The following is a 22659-nucleotide window of genomic DNA, read 5'->3' on the forward strand; positions in this document are numbered from 1 at the left end:
TTTAGTTTATCTGGAAAGGGGGAAGGAATATATGGAATTAGAAAAATATGAGCCACTGGAAGAAACACCGCAACAGCAGCAAAAATTGCTTCAAAACAGGGTGGTCTTGTGGCTGAGCGGTATCGCTTTCACCTTTTTTATTGCCCTCTTAGGCTTGGGGCTGTCCAAGATTGCAGGATTCAATCGAATCGGTCCACTTGCTTGCTCGATCATCATTGCCGTGATTTATCGTCAAATTGCGGGATATCCAGAAAAGTTCCGGACGGGAATTGAATTTTCCGCAAAAAAACTTTTGCGTTTTGCCATTATTTTATACGGGTTGAAATTAAATATCGATGTGATTTTCAATCAGGGTCTGCCATTGTTGGTACGTGACATAGGAACAGTGACTTTTGCAATAGTCGTGATGGTCCTGATTGCAAAGTGGTTTAAGGCAGATGCCTCCATTTCCCTTCTTCTTGCTGTAGGAACCGGAATATGCGGTGCAGCAGCCATCGCGGCAATATCTCCTATCGTGAAAGCAAAGGAAGAAGATACAGCCATAGGCGTCGGGATAATCGCGTTAATGGGAACACTTTTCTCCATTGTTTATACACTTTTACGTCCGGTCCTTCCGCTATCAGCTTTGGATTATGGAATTTGGTCTGGGATCAGTCTTCATGAAATCGCACATGTTGCTTTGGCGGGAGCACCGGCGGGTGAAGATGCGCTAGCGATTGCACTTCTTGCAAAATTGGGCCGTGTCTTTTTACTTATCCCATTATGTTTCATTTTTATGTTTTGGATGAAAAAACGCTCATCCGGGAAAATGGGCCATGATGCCAAAATTGATTTTCCATGGTTCCTCGTTGGTTTTATAATCATGAGTTTAATAGGAAGTTATGTGTTTGGAACGTATATTACAGTGTCACCTCTAGTAATGGATGGTATTTCCAAAACGACTACATTTATATTGACAATGGCCATGATCGGTCTTGGACTCAATGTTAGCCTGCAGGCACTGCGGACAAAAGCCATGCGTCCTCTTTTAGCCATGACCATTACTTCTTTGTTGCTTTCGATAATCTCGTACTTTATCGTCTAATAGATAAGCTTTTCTATTTTTGCCCATTAAATATGCCTAAAACGTGATGAAGGTTGCATATAGGATAAGCCCTGAATACATAAAACTATTCAGGTTTTTTACATCTAAAGAAACGTTTTATTGGAAAAGAAGGAGTAGAAAAATAGTAAAATCCTAATTTAAGGAAAAATCGACCGTCGGCATGTTTGAATATTATAATTATTTGGTTTACAATAATATAAGAACTGATACGAACATTATGATGTCTTTTTCTGTTTGGAGGAAATTTTATGGAGTTAGACTTTAAAAATCCAATCCCTTTACATGCGCAATTGAAAACCATATTGGAAAATCAGATTTTGGAAGGTTATTATAAAGATAAAATCCCGAGTGAAAGGGAACTCATGGATATGTATTCTGTCAGCAGAAGCACTGTACGGGAAGCCGTATCCATCCTGGTTCGTGAGGGGATATTGGAAAAAAGGCATGGGAAGGGAACGTTCGTTTCCCTTAAACCTGTACAAGAATGGCTTAAGATGATAAGTTTTACGGAAACCACTAAAAGCATGGGAATTGAACTACTGGATCATGGCCGTGTAATGACACCTGAAAATATAGCTGATGCAAATGGGTTTGATGATGAATCTTACCATATTAAAAGGCTGCGGTTGCAGGGGGATGTCCCAATAGCCATAGAATTGCATTATTATTCATTGGACCTAGGAAAAAAATTGACGAAATTCGATTTAAGTACAACCGTATTGTATGATGCACTTGAAGGTGATCTAAACATTGACTTTTGTGAAGCGGAACAAATCATAACCTGCGGCTTTCCAACAAAAGAAGATGCAGAACATTTAGGAATAGCCGAAACGATGTGCTTGCTGATTACAGAACGAATGATTTTTGATTCTGATGGTAACTTAGTAGAATATTATAAAGGGTTATTCCGATCGGATATGTACTCATTCGCAATGAAAATGTCTCGGAAGAATTGATTTTGCACTTAAAGTGACCTAAGCCTTTCTAAGAAGCAGAGAGGCTTAGGTCATTTTCGCTTCTATATCATTGAGTTAGTTGATTTTGAACCGTATTAAAACGCCAGTCAAAACTTTCTATTAAAACCAGATTAGCTATAATAGGATTTACCACCGGGTTCAACGTAGTTTTAGGGTAGAAAAATGGCTGATTTAGTTGAGACAATATTTAAAGTAAATCTATAATATTCAACGTACACATTGATTGGACTTTATGATAGGATTGGCTGTTTCATGAAATAACGGCTTCTTCAGTCTTTCAAGACAATCGTCCCCCCAGGCGCTCCAAGTCAAATCCTTAAATGCCTATTTATGCATACTCGTACACTAAGATAAAACGATTTGAAAACATAGGTAGTCAATAAGGTTGCACACAATGATAAGTAGACGCACAACGTCGTTGCAGCAACTAACCTCTCCAGACATGCCAAGCGACACATAAAAACCACAAAGAAAATTATTACGAATGGGCAGTTTAGAGATAAAAATAAAGAAATGATCCAGATGAAAAAAGGTGAAATATGGACTATAAGCCGTGAAAGGAGTTATTTCCTTGAAAGAGCAATCAAATAATAAAAACAATGCTTCAATTAGTGAAAATAGCATAGGCTGGTGGAAAGCAATTATAGAATCAATCAATGATGGTGTTTTAGTGATTGATCATAATGGGTATGTAAGGATGATCAATCCTGAATATACACGTATTACAGGTGTTACTGCTGAAATCATAGGGAAGCCACTGGTAAAATATCGGCCCGGAGCGCAACTTACAAAAACACTAAAAGATTGTCGGTGTCGTGTTGGAGTCTACCGAAAGACAAAAGACCGAGAATATGTGGTCGATATGGCTCCAATTATTCTCAATGAACAGGTTGTTGGCGCTGTGTCCGTCTGCAAAAGTTTAACTGAAGTTCATAAATTGTCAATTGAACTTCAAAAACAAAACGAGAAAGTCCGGCAGCTTAAAAAGCAGATGAATTCGCTTTATCAAGTAAAATACACTTTTGATGACATCATTGGAAAAGATGGCGGGTTGAAGGACGTTGTGTATGTGGCAAAACGGGTTTCCGATTCCAACTTTCCAATTTTAATTATCGGCGAGAGCGGGACAGGAAAAGAGTTATTCGCACAGGCTATTCATCATAAAAGCCATCGTGGTAATAAGCCTTTTATTCCAGTTAATTGTGCGTCAATTCCACCTTCTTTATTAGAAAGTGAGTTATTCGGTTATGGAGATGGGGCTTTTACCAATGCAAAAAAAGGCGGTAAAATCGGCTTATTTGAAATGGCAGACCAGGGTACGCTCTTTTTGGATGAAATTGGTGATATGTCATATGATCTTCAGGCTAAGTTACTTAGGGTGTTACAAGAAAGTAAGATCAGAAGAGTAGGAGAAACAGAAGAGCGAAATATTGATGTCAGGATTATTGCCGCTACACATCGTGATCTACAACAGCTTGTAAATAAAAATCATTTTCGCGGAGATTTGTTTTATAGACTTAATGTTATAGGCTTAAAGATAGCACCTCTTCGAGAACGAAGAGAGGATATCCCTGAACTGGTTCATTCATTGCTTCGTTCGTCATTAACTCCATCTGTTAAGGAGGATTCTATGTACACTATTGACGAACAAACTTTAGAATTTTTACGGTCATATGAATGGCCTGGCAATGTTCGGGAATTGAGAAATGTGATTGACTATGCAACTTGTATGGCAGAAGGTATGGAGATAAAGATCCAACACCTACCTGATGTATTGATGAAGCTCGAATTGAATCGCTTAGATTCTACTCTAAAACCAAACGGTCAAACACTAAGGGATATAACGGAAGAAGCAGAATCAAAATTCATCCAAGAAATTTTGGGGCGGTTTGGAAATGATATGGAAGGAAGAAAAAAGACCGCAAATTCTCTAGGGGTGTCCTTGGCCACCTTATATAATAAAATGAAAAAATACCGTATTATTTAAAGTGATTTCTAAAAAATTAGAATAATATCCATTGATTTCTAAAAAATTAGAAATCAACCAAGGCTATAGAATTAGGGGATAAAGTAATTTATTTGAGAATCTTAGAGATATTTTCTAAAAAATTAGAATTTGAATCCACTATAAATGAAAGCGCTAGCAACAAAGTGCTTTCTTTTTTTTGTTTTTAAAATTTTTAAATGAGTACTTAAATAACTGATAAATCAGCATTAGAGTGAACAAACACCTAAGAAAATCAAACTGCAATAATAATTTAAATATTGTTTAGGCATGGTTCTTGCAAAAGTATAGTGCACAGCAAAATTCTTATAGAAAGGGCAATGAAATCCTTGGTAAATATGCCTCGTGGGGAAAAAATTTCATCTGAACTATGTCAGTAAACATTCAATTTACGACTCATTGGGAGGGATTATATGTTAGCTATTTTAGGTTTCTTGACAATAGGGGTTTTCCTTTACCTCATTATGACAAAACGTTTATCAGTCTTAATCGCTCTGGTGTTGGTGCCAATCGTTTTCTCTTTGATTGGCGGATTTGGCTTGGGGATAGGAGAAATGATGTTAGCTGGTATCGTAAAGGTTGCTCCTACGGGAATTATGGTGGCTTTTGCTGTTTTATATTTTGGACTGATGATGGACACGGGTTTGTTTGATCCAATCGTATCCAAGATGCTTCTTATCGTGAAAGGAGATCCCTTAAAAGTGGTGGTGGGCACGGCTGTTATCACGATGCTTGTATCCTTGGATGGGGATGGTGCTTCTACTTTTATGATTACTATTTCCGCCCTACTTCCTCTTTATAAGAGATTGAAGATGAACCCTCTCATTTTAGCAGGTGTAGTGGCTTTGGGCGCAGGTGTCATGAATCTTGCACCTTGGGGCGGTCCAACTGCAAGGGCGATGGCAACTTTGAATGTCACTTCTGCTCAACTATTTAATCCTATTCTACCTGCTATGGTTGCAGGTGTCCTATGGGTGTTGTTTTCATCCTATTTGCTTGGAAAAAGAGAAAGGGAAAGATTAGGGATTATAGATATGGGGGAAAAGGACAACATAGCTTTTCAAGAATTAGCGGCAACGACGTTAGAATTTAAGCGACCCCAACTTTTTTGGTTCAATCTTATTTTGACGCTGATTCTTCTCATCGCTTTAATCAAAGTATGGCTTCCACTACCTACTTTATTTATTATTGCTTTTGCAATTGCTTTATTGGTGAATTACCCAAACCAAAAACAACAGATGGAGCGTATCACAAGTCATGCAAACAATGTTGTAATGGTTTCGACCATGATTTTTGCGGCGGGGATTTTTACCGGTATTTTGACCGGAACAAAAATGATTGATGCTATGGCGCTTTCAATGGTGTCGGTTATTCCTGAAGCGATGGCGGGCTACATACCTATTTTGACAGCTATAACAAGCATGCCTCTAAGTTTAGTTTTTACACCGGATGCTTACTATTTTGGAGTTTTACCTATCATTAGTCAAACCGCTTCTACTTTTGGAATTGATCCCATCGAAGTTGGCCGGGCAGCTATACTGGGGCAAATGACAACCGGCTTCCCATTAAGTCCATTAACAGCCTCTACGTTTATTCTTATAGGAATGACAGGCGTTGATTTAGGGGATCATCAGCGTTTTATTTTTAAATGGGCATTTGGAACAACAATTATCATGACTATTGTAGCCCTGCTAACAGGAGCTATTACTATTATTTGAGGTGATTATGTTGATTAGAATCGGATCAGGTGCAGGATTTTCAGGTGATCGGTTGGAACCCGCACTGCTCCTTGCAGAAAAAGGGAATTTGGATTATCTAGTGTTGGAATGTTTGGCTGAACGGACAATCGCGCTGGCGCATAAGCGAAAAAAAGAGAATTCTTCATTGGGCTATGATCCGCTGCTTGAAAAGCGTATGGAGCTATTACTTCCAACACTCATTCAAAATGGTGTGCGCTTAATTACAAATATGGGAGCAGCCAACCCGGTCAGTGGTGCTGAAAAAGTAATTGAAATTGCCCAACGACTAGGTCTTTCTATCAAAGTGGCGGCTGTGACAGGGGATGATGTATCGTCATTCCTGGAAACAGATGCACAGACTATGGAAACAAATAAGCCTCTAAATTCATATGGCCCAATTTTATCGGCAAATGCCTATCTTGGTGTTGAAGCTATTTTACCTGCGTTAGAAAAAGAAGCAGACATTATTCTGACCGGGAGAGTGGCGGATCCATCTTTATTTTTAGCGCCAATGGTTCACCACTTCGGCTGGTCGGTTGACGAGACAGATTTGATTGCAAAAGGAACCATTATTGGCCACCTTTTGGAATGCGGAGGTCAAATTGCTGGTGGTTATTACGCAGATCCTGGGAAAAAGGATGTTCCACACTTGGAGAACTTAGGATTTCCGTATGCGGAGGTTCGAGCAGACGGTTCTGCCTTGATTACAAAAGTTTCAAATACAGGTGGAGTTATCAATCTAATGACGGCGAAAGAACAGCTTTTATATGAAGTCACAAATCCGAACGAATACATTACACCTGATGTAATTGCAGACTTCATGTCAGTAAAGCTTCGAGAGGCAGGACCGAATCGAATTGAAGTAACAGGAGGGAAAGGAAAGAAACGGCCGGAAACGTTAAAAGTAAGCGTCGGTTACCATGCAGGGTTTATAGGGGAAGGAGAAATTTCATATGCAGGTTCAAATGCATGGGGACGGGCACAACTAGCTGGAGACATTATGAGAACGAGACTTGAGAAGAGTTTTGATGAGTTGCGGATTGATTATATCGGTGTTTCATCCACACACCGGAATACGTTTGGGCAATGGAATGAACCATACGAAGTCCGACTAAGAGTCGCAGCTAAAGCACAAAGTCTAAGCGAAGCCGCTAAAATTGGTGAAGAGGTTGAATCTCTTTACACAAATGGCCCAGCCGGTGGAGGAGGGGCAAGAAAGTATACACACGAAGTTTTAGGAATTGTTTCTTCTCTACTTCCTCGTGAAGAAATTGAAGTGCGTGTTGTAATAAAGGAGAGTGTACTGCATGAAGAGAAAACTATATGAGCTTGCCCACAGTCGTGCCGGTGATAAAGGGAATATATTGATGCTTTCGCTTATTCCATATCATGAAAAAGACTATTCCCTTTTATGCAAAGAAGTAACAATACAGAGAGTAAAACAACATTTTAAGGACATTGTTGTTGGTGAAATTTTTAGATATGAGGTTCCAAATATCGCTGCACTTCAGTTCGTTTGCCATCAAGCTTTGCTTGGCGGAGTTACAATATCACTCGGTATGGATACGCATGGGAAAAGCTTGAGTTACGCCTTATTGGAGATGGAAATAGAGGTACAAGAAGCGTTATAGGAGGGGGGATAAAAAAATGAGAAAATTTATAAATGGTATCGGACGTTATATCATCTGATTGTCCTCTTATATTTTGATTTTCTGGAACAAGTAAAAAAGGAAACCAAAGAAGAAGCGTACACAGAACTCGACAAGAAATTTAAAGAGCTTATGAAACAAATAAATGAACTTTTGTGACGAATAGACTGTAGTTATTTTGTAAATCTTGCATGAATCTTTAAAATGATGTGAAGTAGAGGCAGTGTAGTTTGAAGACAATCTGCATCAAAGAAAAGGATTTCTTATTCAACACTCAGGTGCGTGCGTTAAGTATAAGAAGGAGCTATTCAAAAAAACTGTTCTTAAGATAAAAATGTTCGTTCATGAGCAAATCTAAAGATATATAAATGTGGTTCTTAGCCATACTAATAAAGATTAAAATTCGTTAGGAGGAAATATAATGGGAAGATCAAACAACCATAAACCATCTAGCAGCAAAAAGGCTTTACCTCAAACTCCCGAAAACTTAAAAATAGAACCGGATCGTGTTGATGAAGAGTTTTCTCGTGAGCTAGGTGAAAGTGAAAAAATTAGAGCTACAAGACCTAAATGAAACAAAAAAAGTGAAAGACTAAAACAAAAAAATCTTGTTTTTTTATTTTCTTATTGAATCAAAGGTGTGTTAGTGAAACAATAATCGCAGAACGGAAGTGGTTTGGCGAAAAACTTTGCAAGCTTACTTAAGAGATCGATTTTATCGTTAATGAAAAAAGGATCTTCAATGTGGAGATCCTTTAATGCTGTTTCTTCAACTAAAGTTAATCTTAGTCGAAGAAACAGTGTCACTTTAATAAATATCAATAGTACACCTATGAGAGAGATACGAATAAACGGGTCATCTTAAGACAATTTAGTTGAAACTTCTATAAGTAAAACAGAATAAATTATTAGTCTTGTCTATGTTAATAACATAGACATATTTTGATTGTAATTTTTCCTTACTGAGATATTTTTTTAGATATTTTCATGTTAAAAACATCTATATATATGTTGATCTTCTTTACCTTGTTCCTTACATACCTTACTTCAAGATCTGGAATATCAAAGCTTGCACGACGTAATCAGCCTTTGATTCTAGAGGGCTTGCCATCCTCCAATTTAGCCGAAATAAGCCCAAGTACCACTCCAAGCAACGCACCTGCTCCAACTTCCACAGGCTGATGTCCGAGCAGTTCATTCAGTTCTTTCTCACGCTCCACATACTCAAAGCTCGGAAACTCTCCCGAAAATTTCGCCATATTATCTTCAAGATCATTCACAAGCTTGGCAATTTCCCCTGTATGGCGCCTAATCCCTTGAGCATCATACATCACAATCACGCCAAACACTGTGGCAAGCGCTGTTTCCGTATGCAGCCAGCCTTTATTCGCTGCCACATATGATGCCAGTGCGGCCACACCGGCGGAGTGCGAACTAGGCATTCCACCTGTTGTGAAAGCCTGCTTCAAGTCCCACTTTCCCGTCAGCTTATAATGTGTAAAAATTTTCAGCCCTTGCGCAATCCCGATTGCTGACAGCGCCGTTAAAATTCCCCGATTCATCTTTTCCATGAGCAACTCCTCCACTCCAGACCAGTCCAACCCAATCCAGGATATTATCTTCCCTCTTTTGATACCCCAATAATAATTTTTATATGCAGCAGTCCCATGATTATCGGCTGTTATTAAAGGTCAAGCTTCATGTATATAATGACCTTTTTTTTCAGTTTCCGTGTTCGACTATTTCATAATAATTATTTATAGGATGGGTACCTTAAGGAAAATATATAACGGAAGGTTATTAAGGTGGCAATGGAATGAACAAGGTCAAGGATATAAATCCGGAAGAGCAAAAAAAGATCATGAAGGTAACCGAGCGAATGTCTTTCACAAAAAACTTCAGATCAGCTACTGCTGAAGAATGGTTTGTTTTCATTCCCGGCTTTAATGATCCAGTTACTGAAGGAGCTGCTGGAAAGGCTATAGTTCACTACAATCTATATGGAAACAAAGATATGTTCGTTAACACGACGGTCATTCTGGATGATCCTGTTCTATTTGAGGTGGAAAATTTTCAGCTGGTATATTCTATTTGTGATGAACTTATAAATCGTCTAGTGGGGTACGCTGATACTTTACTGTCCGTACACGCAGGATCAAATTCTTACAATGCTGAGTACAAACGCTAATGGTCGAGAACAAGGGGGAAAAACAGTGCATCATAATCTGGTTCAGTCAATAATCGAACAATCAGTCATGCTTAAAAGTGAAGCAGATTGGAATAAGCTCGTTCAACAAGTTAAAAATTCAAAATTTGTATTGCTAGGTGAGGCATCGCATGGAACATCCGAGTTTTACACGGCCAGAGTTGAAATAACAAAAAAACTGATTCAAGAAAAAGGGTTCACCTTTGTAGCCGTTGAAGGCGATTGGCCCGCATGCCAGGCAATCAATAGGTATGTTAAAGGCTATGACCAAGTATTTAATTCGGCGAGGGATGTGCTTAAGATTTTTGACCGCTGGCCGACCTGGATGTGGGCAAACGAGGAAATGATCGACCTGATTGAATGGATGAAAGAATACAATGAGTCTGGACAAAATCAAACGAAAGTTGGATTTTATGGGATAGATATTTACAGTCTTTGGGAATCTATGGATGAAGTTATCCATTACTTAAAACAAATTGATTCACCTGACCTCGAGGCTGCAAGACGGGCGTTCACATGTTTTGAACCATTCAATCGGAATAATGAAGAGTACGCAGTTTCCGCAGGCATTTTTTCAGAAGACTGTATAGAGGAAGTAGCCAAATTACTGACAACTATTCAACGGAAAAAAGAAAAATACCCCAATCATGAAGAATTGAATTTGAACCTTCAAGTGAATGCATTAGTAGCGTATAATGCAGAAAATTATTACAGGACAATGGTCGTTCATGATGATAAATCATGGAATATCCGAGATATGCATATGGTGGATGTGCTAAATGAAATAATGGATTTTTACGGTTCAAAAGGAAAGGCGATTGTATGGGAACATAATACCCATGTTGGGGATGCCAGCGCTACTGATATGAGAGATTCCGGGATGATTAACGTAGGGCAGGTCATTCGTGAACAAAACCCAGCTGAAGATGTATTTATCACAGGTTTCGGAACCTATACGGGAACTGTCATTGCAGCAGATGAGTGGGGTGTGGATCTTGAAATAAAAACACTACCCCCTGCAATGAATGGAAGCTGGGAGGAGGCAATGCACCTTTCGGGGGCTTATGATAAGTTGCTCATTTTCACCGATGAAAATCGGCAGCTATTCCAAGATAGGATTGGACATCGGGCGATTGGAGTTGTATACAAACCGGAATATGAACAATATGGAAACTATGTACCTTCTGTAATGTCAGAAAGATATGATGCTTTTATTTACATGGATGAAACTCAGGCACTTCACCCGCTTGTTCATGAAACAGCACCCGTTGTGTAATAAATTTCAAGCCCTTAATAACATTTCGGGTTATTAAGGGCTTGTTCGTGCTTATTCCTAATGACCAATGTTGGAGTGTTAAAAAATTGTCCTCGCCAAAATGAAAAATATCACTTCCCCAATGACTGTGAAAGACGCAGAACTTTTGCTGCTGAGTATAAACCTGATCCTTGCAGGAAGAGTCAAAAGAATGTTTAACTTGTTAGTAAAGCAGGTAGTAGACCCATGAATTTTGGTTTTTTTCTTTTTAAAAGCGAATTTAAAAGTATCGTGTGGGAAAAATCGACCAAAAGAGCATCAAATGGTGATGATGTTCCAAGGTCTGATTGTTTCCTAAGATTAATAGTATCTTCCCATCAAATACAGGGTAATGTTTGTTTTACTCACATTTAACACTATATTAATTCTTTTATCATTAAAAGATGTGGACCGCCATCTTCCATAAAGACATCGGATGAAGTCTGATAGCCGAGTTTTTTATAAAAACCCTCTGCCTGTGTTTGTCCATGTAATTTAACCTTGGATAGTTCCTTTTCCTTTGCAATCTCTTCTAACGTTTTAATTATTATTTTTCCAAGGCCAAATTTACGGTAAGGCTCCAAGATGCAAATTCTCTCCAATTTACCTAAACCATCAACAACTCTTAACCTTCCAGTTCCGACTGGTTTTTCATTATAATAGACTAATATGTGTTCAGAAGAAGCATGAAGTGCATCAAATTCATCAAATTCAGTTTCTAATTGGAAACCTTGTTCCTCAACAAATACTTCTTTTCTGATCTGAAAGGCTATTTTTAAATCATTTTCTGTAGTAATTCTTTTTGATTCCAATGTTCTTCATTCCTTTTCTAGATTTATGTAATAAGACAAGTCATAATAAATGTATATTCTTTTTTAGTATAAACGAAATTATTTTTGTTGTAAATACAACAAAAAAGTTAGGGGCACTTTGAATGAAAGAAATACTCCGTGAAATTGGAATGATAGCAAGGGCATTGGACTCTATAAGTAATATTGAATTTAAAGAATTTGACCTTACAAAAGGGCAATATTTGTATCTTGTCCGAATATGTGAAAATCCAGGAATCATTCAGGAAAAGTTAGCAGAAATGATAAAGGTTGACCGAACGACAGCGGCTCGTGCCATTAAAAAACTTGAAATTCAAGGTTTTATTGAAAAGAAAAATGATGAGGGCAACAAAAAAATTAAAAAGCTTTATGCTACTGATAAAGGTGAAAAGGTCTATCCCTTTTTGAAAAAAGAAGGAGAGTATACCGACAAGATTGCATTATCTGGATTTTCTTTGGAGGAAACGGAGACGATGTTGCATCTTCTTCAAAGGGTCAGAAAAAATATTGAGGTAGATTGGGAATTTGTGAAAAAGGGAAATAAAAGGGGATATTGATGCAGCTTATAAGTTATCCCTGACTCATGGATGTCTAATTGGTTAGCATCAACGGAACGGTTGTTGATAGATTTATAAAGAGAGAGGCTCAATTCCGATTGGTAATTGAGCCTCTTTCTTATTATCCAGCTGCATTTTCAGTAAACTGACTATTGTAAAGATCTGCGTAGAAACCATTCACCCTTAAAAGGTCAGAATGCGTTCCCTTCTCTATCACTTTTCCTTGATCCATAACAAGAATCAAATCTGCATCCTTAATCGTTGAGAGCCGATGGGCAATGACAAAGCTCGTTCTTCCTTCCATCAGTCGGTTCATGGCTTTTTGGATAAAGACTTCGGTCCGCGTGTCCACACTAGACGTCGCTTCATCCAATATCATGATTGGTGGATCTGCTAGAACAGCTCGTGCGATTGTCAAAAGCTGCTTTTGGCCTTGTGAGATGTTCGAAGCTTCTTCGTTTAAGACTGTCTCATAACCATCTGGCAGTGTCCGAATGAAATGGTTTGCATGTGCCGTACGAGCAGCTGCGAAAATTTCTTCATCAGTTGCTCCATTTTTGCCATAAGCGATATTTTCTTTAATCGTGCCATTAAAGAGCCAAGTATCTTGAAGAACCATACCAAAGCTCTTTCGAAGATCACTACGGGACATACTCCGTGTATCAAGACCATCGATAGTAATCTTTCCGCCATTGAGTTCGTAAAATCTCATCAAGAGATTTATCATGGTCGTTTTTCCAGCACCAGTCGGTCCAACAATTGCGACCGTCTGTCCAGACAAGACATCGATGTTCATATCTTCAATTAACATTTCTTCCCCATATCCAAAGTCCACATGTTCGAAAGAGACAGCACCGTTTGCCCTTTTTATGTGAGCTGTGGTTTGTTCTTTCATTTCCTCTTCTTCATCAAGTAGTTCAAAAACACGCTCAGCTGCTGCAACCGTTGACTGAATAATGTTTGCGATGTTAGCCGTTTGTGTGATTGGCTGGGTGAACTGCTTTGAATAAGTGATGAATGCTTGAATATCACCAATTGAAATCGAACGTTGAGTTACCAATATTCCTCCGACAACACTGATGAGGACATAGCTCAAATTTCCGATAAAGAACATCAGGGGCATGATGATACCGGATATAAACTGTGCTCTGCTTGCCGCTTTATACAATTCTTCATTAACCGCAGTAAACTGGGCACTCGCCTGTTTTTCATGTCCGAAGGCTTTAACGACTTGATGGCCGGTATACATCTCTTCAATGTGCCCATTTAATTGTCCGAGTTTACGTTGTTGATCGGCAAAGTGCTTTTGGGATTTTTTTAAAATAGGCCGGATTGCAAATATTGATAAAGGTAAGCTGACTATCGAGATTAATGTCAATAACGGGCTAATTGAAAGCATCATGATGATAATCCCCAAAATCGTTACGATTGATGTGATGAACTGCGTTAAGCTTTGCTGAAGGGTGCTCCCGATTGTATCAATATCATTTGTCATTCGGCTAAGTGTTTCTCCGTTTGGACGTCCTTCAAAATATTTGAGTGGAAGTTTCTCGAGTTTTTCGTTAACATCTTCTCGAAGATCATATACCGTATCTTGTGCAACACTTGACATAATGTATTGTTGTACATAGTTGAAAAGGCTGCTTAAGACATACAGTCCAGCAAGGAGTAGAAGGATATGGCCAATCTTATCAAAGTTAATGGCTGCTCCTGGTACTCCTTGGAATTTCCCGTATGCTCCTTCGAATAATTCCGTAATTGCCGTTCCCATGATTTTTGGTCCGACAATCATAAAAATCGTACTCATGATTGCAGCAAAGAACACGGCAATCAATTTGTTGCGCCGAGGTTTTAAATAGGTCAAAAGACGTCTAAGTGTTCCTTTAAAATCTTTTGCTTTTTGACCCATCATCATCATGTTACCGCCACCAGGACCATGCCCAGCATGACCGCCGCTTTGAGGTTTTTTTTGATTACTCATGCAATTTCCTCCTCCGTGAGCTGTGATAAGGCGATTTCACGGTATATGTCGTTTGTACTTAGCAACTCTTGGTGTGTTCCCATACCTACAATGTGTCCTTCGTCTAACACAATGATTCGATCAGCGTCAACCACCGTACTGACACGCTGGGCAACGAGTAGTACTGTCGAATTTTTCGTTTCTTCTTTCAAGGCTGCGCGAAGGTTGGCATCCGTCTTGAAGTCAAGTGCAGAAAAACTATCATCGAATATATAAATATCGGGTTTCCGAATGAGTGCCCGCGCAATCGAAAGCCGCTGTTTTTGCCCGCCTGATAGGTTTGAACCGCCTTGTTCGATTTCTGCCTGATAGCCGTCTTTCAGGTTGCTGATAAAATCTTCCGCTTGCGCGATCCGAGCAGCATGCTCAACTTCATCTTGTGTGGCTGTTTGTTTTCCAAAGCGAATGTTTTCAGCAATCGTACCTGTAAAGAGGACGGCCTTTTGTGGTACAAAGCCAATTTTTGAACGAACTTCTTCTTGTGATGACTGACGAATATCAACACCATTGACGCGAATCGTTCCACTTGAAATATCATAGAAGCGAGGGATCAAATTGACGAGCGTTGTTTTCCCTGAGCCTGTTCCGCCGATTATTGCGGTGATTTCACCAGGACTTGCAGAAAAACTAATATCCGATAATGCAGGTTCTTCTGCTCCTGGGTAACTGAACGTCACATGATCAAATTCAATTGTACCGTGTTCACGATCTGCCTTTTCTGTCCCCTCATCCAGGAATGAAGGTTTCATGTCAAGGACTTCGTTTATCCTTGTTGCCGATACGGCCGCTCGTGGAATCATAACGAACATCATGGATGCCATAACGAGAGCGAACATGATTTGCATAACATATTGGATAAATGCCATTAAGTCCCCGATCTGCATACCGCCGTTATCAATACGAACTCCACCAAACCAAATGATGCCAACAACCGTCAAGTTCATTACAAGCATCATTACAGGCATCATGAAGGCCATGATTTTATTGACTTTGATCGAGACATCCGTCAATTCTTTATTCGCTTTCTTTAGACGTTCTTTCTCTTGTGTTTCACGATTGAAGGCTCGAATGACGCGAATGCCAGTTAAATTTTCACGTAATACAAGGTTCAACCGGTCTAATCGTTTTTGCACTGTTTGAAAGAGCGGTACACCTTTATATAGAATAAGCAAAATCGAGCCAATCAATAAAGGCATTGTGACAACAATGACAAGCGATAATTTTGCATCCATGGATACAGCCATGATCACTCCGCCGATTAACATGATAGGTGCACTGATAACCATACGAAGCATCATGATAACCACTTGCTGGACTTGCGTTATATCATTGGTCGTCCGTGTGATCAATGACGCCGTACCGACTTCATCAAATTCTTGTAACGAAAATTTTTCAACATGATCAAAGACTCTCAGGCGGAGATCGCGTCCCATTCCCATTGCCGCTTTGGACGAATAGTAACTTGCGATTATGGATGCACAAGCGCCAAGTGCGGAAACCAACAGCATCAAACCACCGATTTTCCAAATGTAGGGAGTGTCTCCTCGGACGACGCCTTTGTCAATAATATCAGCCATTAGTGTAGGCAAAAAAAGGTCCGACATGGATTGAATAAAAACCAGACCGATAACTGCTGAAATAATCCACTTATAAACGGATAAATGTTTCAGTATTTTCATCATTTTGAACACTCTCCCTGTTCGGTAGCTTGTGCTTCTAAAAAGTTTGAAATTTGAAGATTCGTTTCTAGCAGCTCTTCAAACTGTTCTTCGGAAAGCATTTCAATGGCCGTTTGAAAGACTTGGTGAATGCTTCCTTCGTGAAAATGAATCGTTTTTAATAAATTTTTCCCCTGATCGGTGATTGACAACTGAATCTCACGCCGGTTGCCCTCCACATGCTCACGATGGAGCATGCCTGACCGAACGAGACCATCGACCGCTTGGCTAAGGGTGCTTTTTGGAAGAAATGTTTTCTCCCCGACATTTTTTTGAGTGGTCTCTTTGTAAAGGGTAATGGTCATCAAAATGGAATATTGAGGAACTGTTAATCCATTTTCTGCGGCTGTCTTTTGAACGAACCGCATAATATTTTTCTGCACGTTCCAAAATGAACGCAATAGTTGTACGGAACGCATTTGTTTTTCATTCTCCACTCAACATCACCATTCTTTCTGTTATGAACTGTTCCATTTTGAACATTTAATTTTATGAATCATTTTAATTTACAGCTATTCTTCCGCATAGTCAACAAAAAAAACGATCAAATGATTTCAGTGTTTACCTAGACTTTGGTCGTACATTAAACCCCAGTAAAAATCTGAGTGGTCTTGCCGATTATCAGTGTTTTCGCGTGAAAACACTCGTTTATTCATGTACTTGATTCAGTAGACATCAAAATGTCCTTTTAACAGAGTGAAATTAGTTGGAAATTTGAGATAAAAAGTGGTAGGATAATATTGCATTGAGTTAGTACCAGGTAATAATACTAGATGATAACGCATTTGAGGGTATTATATGGCAAGCATGCATACATAAACGAGATTTTTCTCCCTTAGATAAATAACCGGATTTAAGTTTGTATTAACAGAAAAATGTTTTGATTTTTAGGAGGGATGATGACATATGGTTGATAACCGTCATCTACGGGCAGGTCTAAGTGATGAGCAGGTGCTTGAGATGTATAGGATAATGTTATTGGCAAGACGTATAGATGAAAGGATGTGGCTGTTGAACAGATCTGGAAAAATTCCTTTTGTCGTTTCTTGCCAAGGGCAGGAAGCAGCTCAAGTGGGAGCTGCATTTGCATTGAACCGTGAAAAGGATTATGTCCTTCCTTATTACCGGGATCTCGGTGTGGTTCTTGCGTTTGGGATGACCGCAAGGGATTTAATGTTATCCAGTTTTGCAAAAGCAGAAGATCCAAATTCGGGCGGGCGTCAAATGCCTGGGCATTTTGGGCAAAAAAAGAATCGCATCGTGACGGGATCTTCGCCAGTTACCACCCAAGTGCCACATGCAGTGGGGATTGCACTCGCTGGAAAAATGGAAGGAAAAGATATTGTTTCATTCGTTACATTCGGAGAGGGCTCATCAAACCAAGGCGATTTCCATGAAGGAGCGAATTTCGCAGGTGTACATAAACTTCCGGTTATCTTGATGTGCGAGAATAATCAGTATGCCATTTCCGTACCGATTGAAAAGCAATTGGCTTGCGGGAAAGTGTCAGACCGGGCCATTGGTTATGGCATGCCAGGGGTGACAGTGGATGGAAATGACCCGATCGAAGTATACCGGGTGGTGAAAGAAGCGGCCGATAGAGGCAGGCGTGGTGAAGGACCAAGCTTAATCGAAACGGTTTCATACAGGCTAACGCCACACTCAAGCGATGATGATGATAGTCAATACAGGTCGTCTGATGAAGTGTCGGAGGCCAAAAAAATAGATTCGATCATCACTTTCGGTGCCTATTTAAAAGAAGCTGGAATCATGGATGATCAAATGGAGAAACAAATGAACGAGGAAATAATGGAAGTTGTGAACGAAGCGACGGATTATGCGGAAAATGCTCCATTTGCAAATGAAGACACGCTCTCAAATTACGTTTACGCAGGTAAGTAAGGAGGAAAGAAGATGGCAGTGATATCTTATATAGATGCCGTGATAATGGCGATGCGGGAAGAAATGGAACGTGATCCCCGTGTATTTGTATTAGGTGAGGACGTAGGGGTAAAGGGCGGTGTGTTTAAAGCGACATCAGGGTTATACGAACAATTCGGGGAACAGCGTGTCATTGATACCCCGCTTGCTGAATCCGCAATCGCAGGAGTCGGCATCGGCGCGGCCATGTATGGGATGAGGCCGATTGCGGAAATGCAATTCGCTGATTTTATCATGCCCGCAATCAACCAAATCATTTCGGAAGCTGCAAAAATCCGTTATCGCTCCAATAATGACTGGCATTGCCCTATCGTCATCAGAGCTCCATACGGCGGGGGTGTACATGGGGCGTTATACCATTCACAATCCGTTGAAGCCATTTTTGCCAATCAACCGGGACTTAAAATTGTCATGCCCTCTACACCCTACGACGTGAAAGGTTTATTGAAAGCAGCCATTCGCGATGAAGATCCGGTCCTTTTCTTTGAACATAAACGTGCCTATCGCCTTATTAAAGAAGAAGTTCCGAATGATGATTATGTTTTACCGATTGGTAAAGCGGATGTAAAACGTGAAGGCGATGACGTTACAGTGATTACTTACGGCCTTTGTGTTCATTTTGCGCTCCAGGCAGCTGAAAGGCTGGCCAGTGATGGCATATCCGTTCATATTCTTGATTTACGAACCGTTTATCCATTAGATCAAGAAGCCATTATGGAAGCTGCATCTAAAACAGGAAAAGTACTATTGGTTACTGAAGATAATAAGGAAGGAAGCATCATCAGTGAAGTATCGGCGATCATTGCAGAAAACTGCCTCTTCGATCTCGATGCCCCAATCATGAGACTTGCAGGCCCGGATGTCCCAGCGATGCCATATTCACCATCATTGGAGAAATCCTTCATGGTGAATCCTGAAAAAGTGGAAAAGGCACTGAGGGACCTTGTTGCCTATTGAACGAATCTTAAAATAGAACAAACAAAGCATCCCCCATCTGGAGGGATGCTTTGTTTGTTCCTGTAATGGATCATACAGATGAAAAAACAATTAAGTAAATCGCCAAGGATGTCCGTGAACTTGGCCAAAAAGTACGCATGAATAAAAAAATCATTGAAACGCCATTTGAAATGCGTGGTATTATATGGTAAAGGGATTTTAGTTAAAGGAGCTTAAGATGAATACTGGACAATTATCCAATAATAAACTATTAGATATGGTGTTTGAGAGTACATATTATGGAATTGTAATTGTCGATAGTAATGGGAAAATTCAATACATTAGCAATAAATATTGTGAATTTTTAAATGTTGAACGCGACACAGTGATTGGTGAGCATGTGACGAATATAATTGAAAATACAAGGCTACACCTTGTAGTGCAAATAGGTAAATCCGAGATTGCTGATATACATTTTCTTCGTGGTGATTTTGTAATCGCAAATCGCATTCCTATCATTGAGAATAATGAAATAATTGGTGCAATCGGGACAATCATGTTTCGTGATCTTGATGATTGGAATAAAATGAATAGTCACATTAAGGAGATCCTGACAAAACATAATTTATACAAAAATGAAATAGGTGTTACAAATGGAGTGAAATATTCCTTACATAACTTAATTGGAAATTCTCAAGAAATACAACAGTTAAAAGAACGTGTGAAAAGGTTGGCTAGAGGTGATATCTCTGTTCTAATTAGAGGAGAAAGCGGTACAGGCAAGGAAATAATAGCACATAGCATTCATCAGCTAAGTGGAAGAAGCGACAAACCGCTTGTGAAAATAAATTGTAGTTCAATTCCCGAACACTTGTTAGAATCTGAACTTTTCGGTTATGAAGAAGGTGCCTTTACAGGGGCAAAAAAGGGAGGTAAAATAGGAAAGTTTCAATTTGCTGATGGTGGAACGGTTTTCCTTGACGAAATTGGTGATATGCCTCAGCAAATGCAAGTCAAGTTATTAAGGGTCCTTCAGGAGAAAGAGTTTGAGCCTATAGGTTCGCTTTACCCAAAAAAACTAAATGTTCGAGTGATTGCTGCAACAAATCGCCCTTTAGAAAAATTGGTTGAAGAAAAGCTATTTCGTGAAGACTTATTTTATAGAATTAACGCTGTCCAATTATTTATTCCTCCTTTAAGAGATAGAATGGAAGATATCCCTTTACTTGTTGATTATTTTTTCAATAAAATCACAGCTCGAATAGGAAAACGAGTAACCTCCATACACCCAGAGGTGATTTCATTAATAGAGCAATATAACTGGCCAGGGAATATCAGAGAACTAGAGAATGTAATTGATGCAGGTGTTCACCTATCTAATGAAGAGGTAATGGGAAAGGATGCTTTACCTGAGTATCTTAAACTTCATAATGTGAATATGAAAGAATTAAGTTTAAAGGATTGTGTAGAGGAAACAGAAAAGAAGGAAATCGAAAAAGCGTTAAGGAGGTTTAAGTTTGATAAAAAAAGGGTTGCGGAAGCTCTCGGGATAGGGAATTCTACCCTTTACGATAAAATTAGAAAATATAAGATTTCTGACCAATAAAAATAAATCCGGGATTTCAGAATTTATTCCGAAATTCCGGATTTATTTTTTAATTTCCGTATTAATGTTGATATAGTTCACATTACAGGAGAAACAAGGCTATAAATTATGAAAAACAATGAATGAAAAATCAGCTGATCTTACTTCAGTTGATTTTTTCTTGGTTATTTTCCGGAAAATCAGAAAATAAGCCATCGACTTTTCCTCGATTATTAAGGACAGTAAGTCTGTAAGGGTTTTTTTTCGTTTTGGAATGAATCTTGCATTCAAAATTAGAAGAAAGGAGGAAAGAAAACGATAAAGGCGAGTGGACAATTTAAAGGCATGTAAGAGGGAATGTTTTGAAGTTTGAGAATTGATTTGAACATTAATGAATTTAGCGGCCTTAAAAGGAGGAATTTCATTGGATGTCGGTATTATCACAAGAAAAATGGCGAATGATTTAAATAATATAAATCCTAGAAAAATAGCAATACAAGAAGAAGCAGGAAAGTCGATGACGTACATGGATCTCCACCTTATATCAAATGCGTATGCAAACAGGCTTTACGAAATTGGAGTGCGTAAAGGCGATCGTGTCGGTATTTTACTTTCCAACTGTCTCGAATATTTTAGTCTATATTTTGCCATTGCGAAAATCGGTGCAATTGCAGTTCGACTTAATTTTAGGCTTTCAAGTGCAGAGCTTGAGTATGCATTAAATGATTCACAGACAAAAATATTGTGCTTCCATTCTAACTTAGCCAATCAGCTGAAATCAATTAGTAATCATGTTTCTGTTGAGCGTTATTTTTGTCTTCCTCATAGAAATGGCCCAACCCCAGGATGGTCTGAGTCATGGAGTGTATTAGAAAGTGGTTCGGTAGATGAGGTCAAAGTCGATAACATTAAATTAAACGATCCAGTCATGCTTATGTACACATCAGGAACAACGGGAAGACCTAAAGGTGCGATTTGGACACATGATACAACTTTCTGGTTTTCCACGATACAAGCACTGAAATGGAAATTTACAGGGCAAGAAGTTGCGATGACGACAGGACCTCTATACCATGTTGGGGCGATGGAAGATATCGCACTTCCCATTCTACTGATGGGCGGAAGGGTAATAATTACAAAAAGCCAAGAATTCGAGATTGGAAGAATCCTTTCCGTTATTGAAGAGGAAAATGTGACCGATTCTTTTTTATTCCCTTTCATGATTTATGAAATGCTAAATTTGCCTGAAATTGAAAAGTATGAGCTGAAATCTTTAAAAACCATTTATACAGGTGGTGACCCGCTAATGCCATGGGCACTGGAACAATTAAAAAAGAGGTTTCCTCAAATTGGAGTTGTTCAAGTTTACGGGTTAACTGAAGGACAGCCAATTGCGGCTTCGCTTGAACCAAAGGATGCTTTTACAAAAGGCCATACCGTTGGGAAGCCGATGCCACTTACAGAAATAAATATTATCGATGAGGATGGAACGCCTTTGCCAGTTGGTGAAATTGGTGAAATCGCTATTAAGAGTCCAGCGGTTTCTGAGGGGTATTGGAGGAAACCAGATGCCACAATGGAAACATTCGTGAATGGGTGGTGTAAAACAGGAGACCTGGGAAAGTTCGATCATGATGGGTATCTATCAATTGCAGGCAGAAAAAAAGATATGATTCGGAGCGGTGGTGAAAACATTTACTCAGCGGAAATTGAAGATGTCTTATACCGCCATGAGGAAGTGAAGGAAGTTTCTATAATTGGTATTCCTGATCCCAAATATATTGAGGCTGTATGTGCTGTTATTGTTAAAAAAGAAGGAGCCAAACTTACGGAGGAAGATGTTGTTAATTACTGTAAGGAACATCTTGCTAGCTATAAAAAACCTAGAAAGGTCACATTTGTTGATGAAATACCACGTACCCCATCCGGAAAGGTCCAAAAGTTTATTCTTCGTAAACAATTTAGCGGTATGGATAAATAAGGGATTTATGGAAGGTTGAAAAAGGCTTTGTTAATACATTATTTCACTTTGTTTTAAAATCACATAACCACAAAGAATTCTAGCACAGATATCTGGGGTCACCCACAGATTCCCGT

The 22659-nt window shown here is 39.2% G+C and carries 19 protein-coding genes; 14 read left to right on the forward strand and 5 right to left on the reverse strand.

From position 1 onward, the window contains the following. The first annotated feature begins 31 nt into the window (after nucleotides 1-31). The 7 genes from ACFRAK_RS23445 (at nucleotide 32) to ACFRAK_RS23475 (ending at nucleotide 8049) form a co-directional block, all read left to right on the forward strand. Nucleotides 32-1084 carry a YeiH family protein gene (locus ACFRAK_RS23445; protein WP_387595631.1) on the forward strand — a complete coding sequence of 351 codons (1053 nt, stop codon included), beginning with the start codon at nucleotides 32-34 and terminating at the stop codon, nucleotides 1082-1084. A 269-nt stretch (nucleotides 1085-1353) separates the two neighbouring features. Continuing rightward, on the forward strand, nucleotides 1354-2061 hold the full coding sequence (locus ACFRAK_RS23450) for a GntR family transcriptional regulator (protein WP_192204444.1): 708 nt from the start codon (nucleotides 1354-1356) through the stop codon (nucleotides 2059-2061). 592 nt (nucleotides 2062-2653) lie between these two features. Beyond that, nucleotides 2654-4069, forward strand: coding sequence for a sigma-54 interaction domain-containing protein (locus ACFRAK_RS23455; RefSeq protein WP_394572593.1), 1416 nt, complete (start codon nucleotides 2654-2656; stop codon nucleotides 4067-4069). A gap of 431 nt (nucleotides 4070-4500) precedes the next feature. Continuing rightward, nucleotides 4501-5805 (forward strand): CitMHS family transporter, encoded by a 1305-nt coding sequence (locus ACFRAK_RS23460; RefSeq protein WP_394572594.1) that lies wholly within the window; start codon nucleotides 4501-4503, stop codon nucleotides 5803-5805. A 7-nt stretch (nucleotides 5806-5812) separates the two neighbouring features. Then, entirely contained in the window at nucleotides 5813-7153 is a 1341-nt protein-coding gene (locus tag ACFRAK_RS23465; RefSeq protein ID WP_394572595.1) for an acyclic terpene utilization AtuA family protein, read from the forward strand. Further along, on the forward strand, nucleotides 7134-7457 hold the full coding sequence (locus ACFRAK_RS23470) for an AtuA-related protein (protein WP_394572596.1): 324 nt from the start codon (nucleotides 7134-7136) through the stop codon (nucleotides 7455-7457). The genes ACFRAK_RS23465 and ACFRAK_RS23470 overlap by 20 nt, the downstream gene beginning before the upstream one ends. Before the next feature lie 439 nt (nucleotides 7458-7896). After that, nucleotides 7897-8049: a YfhD family protein gene (locus ACFRAK_RS23475; protein WP_387595645.1), complete on the forward strand. Its 153-nt coding sequence runs from the start codon at nucleotides 7897-7899 to the stop codon at nucleotides 8047-8049. Nucleotides 8050-8557: 508 nt separating this feature from the next. Here ACFRAK_RS23475 and ACFRAK_RS23480 read toward each other — a convergent pair. Further along, on the reverse strand, nucleotides 8558-9046 hold the full coding sequence (locus ACFRAK_RS23480) for a divergent PAP2 family protein (protein ID WP_192204449.1): 489 nt from the start codon (nucleotides 9044-9046) through the stop codon (nucleotides 8558-8560). A gap of 245 nt (nucleotides 9047-9291) precedes the next feature. On the opposite strand from ACFRAK_RS23480, the gene ACFRAK_RS23485 reads away from it, so the two are divergent. Together ACFRAK_RS23485 and ACFRAK_RS23490 are read left to right on the forward strand one after the other, a co-directional pair. Next, the gene (locus ACFRAK_RS23485) at nucleotides 9292-9663 is read left to right on the forward strand and encodes a hypothetical protein (protein WP_394572597.1); all 372 of its coding nucleotides are present in this window, start codon (nucleotides 9292-9294) and stop codon (nucleotides 9661-9663) included. 25 nt (nucleotides 9664-9688) lie between these two features. Continuing rightward, entirely contained in the window at nucleotides 9689-10957 is a 1269-nt protein-coding gene (locus tag ACFRAK_RS23490) for an erythromycin esterase family protein (protein ID WP_394572598.1), read from the forward strand. A 395-nt stretch (nucleotides 10958-11352) separates the two neighbouring features. Here ACFRAK_RS23490 and ACFRAK_RS23495 read toward each other — a convergent pair whose 3' ends face one another. Then, a complete protein-coding gene (locus tag ACFRAK_RS23495; protein WP_387595657.1) occupies nucleotides 11353-11787 on the reverse strand; it encodes a GNAT family N-acetyltransferase in 435 nt (144 codons plus the stop codon). Nucleotides 11788-11909: 122 nt separating this feature from the next. Between ACFRAK_RS23495 and ACFRAK_RS23500 the strand changes: the two genes are divergently transcribed. Next, nucleotides 11910-12362, forward strand: coding sequence for a MarR family winged helix-turn-helix transcriptional regulator (locus tag ACFRAK_RS23500; protein WP_387595660.1), 453 nt, complete (start codon nucleotides 11910-11912; stop codon nucleotides 12360-12362). Nucleotides 12363-12483: 121 nt separating this feature from the next. Here ACFRAK_RS23500 and ACFRAK_RS23505 read toward each other — a convergent pair whose 3' ends face one another. The 3 genes from ACFRAK_RS23505 to ACFRAK_RS23515 are packed head-to-tail and all read right to left on the reverse strand — an operon-like array spanning nucleotide 12484 to nucleotide 16537. Further along, nucleotides 12484-14343 (reverse strand): ABC transporter ATP-binding protein, encoded by a 1860-nt coding sequence (locus ACFRAK_RS23505; protein WP_394572599.1) that lies wholly within the window; start codon nucleotides 14341-14343, stop codon nucleotides 12484-12486. After that, the gene (locus tag ACFRAK_RS23510) at nucleotides 14340-16064 is read right to left on the reverse strand and encodes an ABC transporter ATP-binding protein (protein WP_394572600.1); all 1725 of its coding nucleotides are present in this window, start codon (nucleotides 16062-16064) and stop codon (nucleotides 14340-14342) included. Before ACFRAK_RS23510 ends, ACFRAK_RS23505 begins: the two co-directional genes overlap by 4 nt. Continuing rightward, complete coding sequence (locus ACFRAK_RS23515) at nucleotides 16061-16537, reverse strand: MarR family winged helix-turn-helix transcriptional regulator (protein ID WP_387595669.1); 477 nt, start codon at nucleotides 16535-16537, stop codon at nucleotides 16061-16063. The genes ACFRAK_RS23510 and ACFRAK_RS23515 overlap by 4 nt, the downstream gene beginning before the upstream one ends. 469 nt (nucleotides 16538-17006) lie before the next feature. Here ACFRAK_RS23515 and ACFRAK_RS23520 point away from each other — a divergent pair, with 469 nt between their 5' ends. The 4 genes from ACFRAK_RS23520 (at nucleotide 17007) to ACFRAK_RS23535 (ending at nucleotide 22543) form a co-directional block, all read left to right on the forward strand. Beyond that, complete coding sequence (locus ACFRAK_RS23520; RefSeq protein ID WP_394572601.1) at nucleotides 17007-18002, forward strand: thiamine pyrophosphate-dependent dehydrogenase E1 component subunit alpha; 996 nt, start codon at nucleotides 17007-17009, stop codon at nucleotides 18000-18002. Between the two features lie 12 nt (nucleotides 18003-18014). Continuing rightward, a complete protein-coding gene (locus ACFRAK_RS23525; protein WP_387595675.1) occupies nucleotides 18015-18998 on the forward strand; it encodes an alpha-ketoacid dehydrogenase subunit beta in 984 nt (327 codons plus the stop codon). A 217-nt stretch (nucleotides 18999-19215) separates the two neighbouring features. Beyond that, nucleotides 19216-20583: a sigma-54 interaction domain-containing protein gene (locus ACFRAK_RS23530; protein WP_394572602.1), complete on the forward strand. Its 1368-nt coding sequence runs from the start codon at nucleotides 19216-19218 to the stop codon at nucleotides 20581-20583. Nucleotides 20584-20986: 403 nt separating this feature from the next. Then, complete coding sequence (locus ACFRAK_RS23535) at nucleotides 20987-22543, forward strand: acyl-CoA synthetase (protein ID WP_394572603.1); 1557 nt, start codon at nucleotides 20987-20989, stop codon at nucleotides 22541-22543. The last annotated feature ends 116 nt before the right edge of the window (nucleotides 22544-22659 follow it).

The organism is Peribacillus sp. NPDC056705, assembly GCF_043656335.1.